Origin of the sequence: Novilysobacter erysipheiresistens (genome assembly GCF_036663935.1) — a bacterium.
Lineage (GTDB): Bacteria > Pseudomonadota > Gammaproteobacteria > Xanthomonadales > Xanthomonadaceae > Novilysobacter > Novilysobacter erysipheiresistens.
Map to the genome: position 1 here is coordinate 1 of NZ_JAXGFP010000012.1, position 5385 is coordinate 5385.

Sequence of the window (5385 nt, forward strand, 5' to 3'; positions counted from 1 at the left end):
CGAAAAAATTTTCATCCCACCCCTTCCCGGATCGGGAGCAGGTGTGCATAATGCGCGGCCCGCCACGGTCGGTTCGCCGGAGTTGGCGGGGCAGCGGGACGAAAAAGGAGGTCGAGCAGGTGTTGACGGCCCCGAAATCTGCTGTAAGATGTGCGGCTCACTCGGGCACTTTGGTGAACGAGACGGAACGCGGCGCTGAGGCCGGTTCCCAGGATCTTTGACAGTGTGCGCAGGTGACTTGTGCGGGCGTCTGGCGGGTGGATGGTTGTCCATTCGCAGATGTTCGACACAGTCCAAATGAATCAAGAACAAGCATCGCAAGATGTGAGTAATCGAGTAATTTGGGCTGGGACGACACTGCACTCAAAGCATAGGCAAGGTCTTCGGACCGCGCCGCAATACTTAAGTGAAGAGTTTGATCCTGGCTCAGAGTGAACGCTGGCGGCAGGCCTAACACATGCAAGTCGAACGGCAGCACAGGGGAGCTTGCTCCCTGGGTGGCGAGTGGCGGACGGGTGAGGACAACGTCGGAATCTGCCTTTTTGTGGGGGATAACGTAGGGAAACTTACGCTAATACCGCATACGACCCCAGGCCGGGAGGTTTGGGGTGAAAGCGGAGGACCTTCGGGCTTCGCGCAGAAAGATGAGCCGACGTCGGATTAGCTAGTTGGTGGGGTAAAGGCCCACCAAGGCGACGATCCGTAGCTGGTCTGAGAGGATGATCAGCCACACTGGAACTGAGACACGGTCCAGACTCCTACGGGAGGCAGCAGTGGGGAATATTGGACAATGGGCGCAAGCCTGATCCAGCCATGCCGCGTGTGTGAAGAAGGCCTTCGGGTTGTAAAGCACTTTTGTTGGGGAAGAAAAGCATTCGGTTAATACCCGGGTGTCCTGACGGTACCCAAAGAATAAGCACCGGCTAACTTCGTGCCAGCAGCCGCGGTAATACGAAGGGTGCAAGCGTTACTCGGAATTACTGGGCGTAAAGCGTGCGTAGGTGGTCTGTTAAGTCTGATGTGAAAGCCCCGGGCTCAACCTGGGAATGGCATTGGATACTGGCAGTCTAGAGTGCGGTAGAGGGGTGTGGAATTCCCGGTGTAGCAGTGAAATGCGTAGATATCGGGAGGAACATCCGTGGCGAAGGCGACACCCTGGACCAGCACTGACACTGAGGCACGAAAGCGTGGGGAGCAAACAGGATTAGATACCCTGGTAGTCCACGCCCTAAACGATGCGAACTGGATGTTGGGGACACTTAGGTCCTCAGTATCGAAGCTAACGCGTTAAGTTCGCCGCCTGGGAAGTACGGTCGCAAGACTGAAACTCAAAGGAATTGACGGGGGCCCGCACAAGCGGTGGAGTATGTGGTTTAATTCGATGCAACGCGAAGAACCTTACCTGGCCTTGACATGTCTGGAACCCTTGAGAGATCGAGGGGTGCCTTCGGGAACCAGAACACAGGTGCTGCATGGCTGTCGTCAGCTCGTGTCGTGAGATGTTGGGTTAAGTCCCGCAACGAGCGCAACCCTTGTCCTTAGTTGCCAGCACGTAATGGTGGGAACTCTAAGGAGACCGCCGGTGACAAACCGGAGGAAGGTGGGGATGACGTCAAGTCATCATGGCCCTTACGGCCAGGGCTACACACGTACTACAATGGTGGGGACAGAGGGCTGCAAACCCGCGAGGGCAAGCCAATCCCAGAAACCCCATCTCAGTCCGGATTGGAGTCTGCAACTCGACTCCATGAAGTCGGAATCGCTAGTAATCGCAGATCAGCATTGCTGCGGTGAATACGTTCCCGGGCCTTGTACACACCGCCCGTCACACCATGGGAGTGGGTTGCTCCAGAAGTAGCTAGTCTAACCTTCGGGGGGACGGTTACCACGGAGTGATTCATGACTGGGGTGAAGTCGTAACAAGGTAGCCGTATCGGAAGGTGCGGCTGGATCACCTCCTTTAGAGACAAAAGACAGCACATTGCCTGTCCAGGCGTCCGCACAAGTGACCTGCATTCAGAGTTTCAGCACGGGGCTTTAGCTCAGCTGGGAGAGCACCTGCTTTGCAAGCAGGGGGTCGTCGGTTCGATCCCGACAAGCTCCACCATGCTGCGGCCCGGGCACAGCACGACTTTTGGGTCTGTAGCTCAGGTGGTTAGAGCGCACCCCTGATAAGGGTGAGGCCGGTGGTTCGAGTCCTCCCAGACCCACCACCGAAAGGCGAGCCGCTCGCGAAACTCTGGATGATTCTGCGCACACACACATAGATTTGAAGCGACCCGGCGTTGAGGCCAGGTCGTGTTCTTTGAAAACTGGGACGTAGCGAGCGTTTTGAGACGGAATGTCCATGACGTGTCGTAGAGGCTAAGGCGGGGGACTTGATCCCCTAATATTTGAAGTGAGACGTTGTGTTCACGCAATGTATGACTCTGAGGCGACTTGGGGTTATATGGTCAAGTGAATAAGCGCACACGGTGGATGCCTTGGCGGTCAGAGGCGATGAAGGACGTGGCAGCCTGCGAAAAGCGTGGGGGAGCTGGCAACAAGCATTGATCCCGCGATGTCCGAATGGGGAAACCCACTGCGCAAGCAGTATTGCATGGTGAATACATAGCCATGCAAGGCGAACCCGGTGAACTGAAATATCTAAGTAACCGGAGGAAAAGAAATCAACCGAGATTCCCTGAGTAGTGACGAGCGAACGGGGAGCAGCCCTTAAGTTGATTGAGTTTTAGCAAAACGAGTTGGAAAGCTCGGCCATAGACGGTGACAGCCCGGTATGCGAAAAGACTCTTTCGATGAAATCGAGTAGGGCGGGGCACGAGAAACCCTGTCTGAACATGGGGGGACCATCCTCCAAGGCTAAATACTCCTGACCGACCGATAGTGAACCAGTACCGTGAGGGAAAGGCGAAAAGAACCCTGGTGAAGGGAGTGAAATAGACCCTGAAACCGTGTGCGTACAAGCAGTAGGAGCCCTTCGGGGTGACTGCGTACCTTTTGTATAATGGGTCAGCGACTTACAGTTCGTGGCAAGCTTAACCGTATAGGGGAGGCGAAGGGAAACCGAGTCTGAATAGGGCGCATAGTCGCGGGCTGTAGACCCGAAACCGGGTGATCTAGTCATGCCCAGGGTGAAGGTACCGTAACAGGTACTGGAGGCCCGAACCCACTCCCGTTGCAAAGGTAGGGGATGAGGTGTGATTAGGAGTGAAAAGCTAATCGAACCCGGAGATAGCTGGTTCTCCTCGAAAGCTATTTAGGTAGCGCCTCGGACGAATACTGCTGGGGGTAGAGCACTGTTATGGCTAGGGGGTCATTGCGACTTACCAAACCATGGCAAACTCCGAATACCAGCACGTACTATCCGGGAGACACACGGCGGGTGCTAACGTCCGTCGTGAAAAGGGAAACAACCCAGACCCACAGCTAAGGTCCCAAATCAGTGCTGAGTGGAAAACGATGTGGAAAGGCACAGACAGCCAGGAGGTTGGCTTAGAAGCAGCCACCCTTTAAAGAAAGCGTAATAGCTCACTGGTCGAGTCGGTCTGCGCGGAAGATTTAACGGGGCTAAGTACTGAACCGAAGCTTGGGGTGCATACTTTGTATGCGCGGTAGAGGAGCGTTCCGTAAGCCGTTGAAGGTGGATTGAGAAGTCTGCTGGAGGTATCGGAAGTGCGAATGCTGACATGAGTAACGATAATGCGGGTGAAAAGCCCGCACGCCGAAAGCCCAAGGTTTCCTTGCGCAACGTTAATCGACGCAGGGTGAGTCGGCCCCTAAGGCGAGGCAGAAATGCGTAGTCGATGGGAAGCAGGTTAATATTCCTGCACCTCGCGTAAGTGCGATGGAGGGACGGAGAAGGTTAGGTCTACCGGGCGTTGGTTGTCCCGGGGAAAGCAGGTAGGTGGATCTCTTAGGCAAATCCGGGAGGTCGTTCAACACCGAGCAGCGAGACGAGCCCATTAGGGCGAAGTGACTGATACCACGCTTCCAGGAAAAGCTCCTAAGCTTCAGCTTACGCAGACCGTACCGTAAACCGACACAGGTGGGCAGGATGAGAATTCTCAGGCGCTTGAGAGAACTCGGGTGAAGGAACTAGGCAACATGGCACCGTAACTTCGGGAGAAGGTGCACCCCTGATGGTGGCTCATGCGAGCTATAGCTGTCGGGGGTCGCAGTGACCAGGCCGCTGCGACTGTTTATCAAAAACACAGCACTCTGCAAACACGAAAGTGGACGTATAGGGTGTGACGCCTGCCCGGTGCTGGAAGGTTAATTGATGGGGTCAGCCGCAAGGCGAAGCTCTTGATCGAAGCCCCAGTAAACGGCGGCCGTAACTATAACGGTCCTAAGGTAGCGAAATTCCTTGTCGGGTAAGTTCCGACCTGCACGAATGGCGTAACGACAGCGGCGCTGTCTCCACCCGAGACTCAGTGAAATTGAAATCGCTGTGAAGATGCAGCGTTCCCGTGGCAAGACGGAAAGACCCCGTGAACCTTTACTATAGCTTTACATTGAACGTTGAGTTCGTCTGTGTAGGATAGGTGGGAGGCTTTGAAGCCGAGGCGCCAGCCTTGGTGGAGCCATCCTTGAAATACCACCCTGTCGTGCTTGACGTTCTAACCTGGGCCCGTTATCCGGGTCGGGGACCATGTATGGTGGGTAGTTTGACTGGGGCGGTCTCCTCCCAAAGTGTAACGGAGGAGCACGAAGGTACGCTCAGCGCGGTCGGACATCGCGCACTGTGTGCAAAGGCATAAGCGTGCTTGACTGCGAGATCGACGGATCAAGCAGGTACGAAAGTAGGTCTTAGTGATCCGGTGGTTCTGTATGGAAGGGCCATCGCTCAACGGATAAAAGGTACTCCGGGGATAACAGGCTGATACCGCCCAAGAGTTCATATCGACGGCGGTGTTTGGCACCTCGATGTCGGCTCATCACATCCTGGGGCTGTAGTCGGTCCCAAGGGTATGGCTGTTCGCCATTTAAAGTGGTACGCGAGCTGGGTTCAGAACGTCGTGAGACAGTTCGGTCCCTATCTGCCATGGGCGTTGGAGATTTGAGAGGGGCTGCTCCTAGTACGAGAGGACCGGAGTGGACGAACCCCTGGTGTTCCGGTTGTCACGCCAGTGGCATTGCCGGGTAGCTATGTTCGGAAGCGATAACCGCTGAAAGCATCTAAGCGGGAAGCGCGCCTCAAGATGAGATCTCCCGGGAGCTTGACTCCCCTGAAGGAACCATCAAGACCAGGTGGTTGATAGGCTGGGTGTGTAAGTGCAGCAATGCATTGAGCTAACCAGTACTAATGATCCGTGTGGCTTGACCATATAACCTCAAGTGGCCTTGGACTCGACGACGCGTCGACGACATTCCAAAGCAAAA

At 55.3% G+C, this 5385-nt stretch carries 2 tRNA genes and 2 rRNA genes; all 4 read left to right on the forward strand.

Going from position 1 to position 5385, the window contains the following annotated elements:
- Window positions 1-403: 403 nt before the first annotated feature.
- The 4 genes from SNE34_RS14605 to SNE34_RS14620 all read left to right on the forward strand — a co-directional run bounded on the left by SNE34_RS14605 (window position 404) and on the right by SNE34_RS14620 (window position 5330).
- Window positions 404-1962, forward strand: a 16S ribosomal RNA gene (locus SNE34_RS14605).
- A gap of 69 nt (window positions 1963-2031) precedes the next feature.
- Window positions 2032-2107: transfer RNA gene (locus SNE34_RS14610), tRNA-Ala, on the forward strand.
- Window positions 2108-2136: 29 nt separating this feature from the next.
- Window positions 2137-2213, forward strand: a tRNA-Ile gene (locus SNE34_RS14615).
- A gap of 238 nt (window positions 2214-2451) precedes the next feature.
- A 23S ribosomal RNA gene (locus tag SNE34_RS14620) occupies window positions 2452-5330 on the forward strand.
- The 16S and 23S rRNA genes sit together here with 2 tRNA genes alongside, the layout of an rRNA operon.
- Window positions 5331-5385 lie beyond the last annotated feature (55 nt).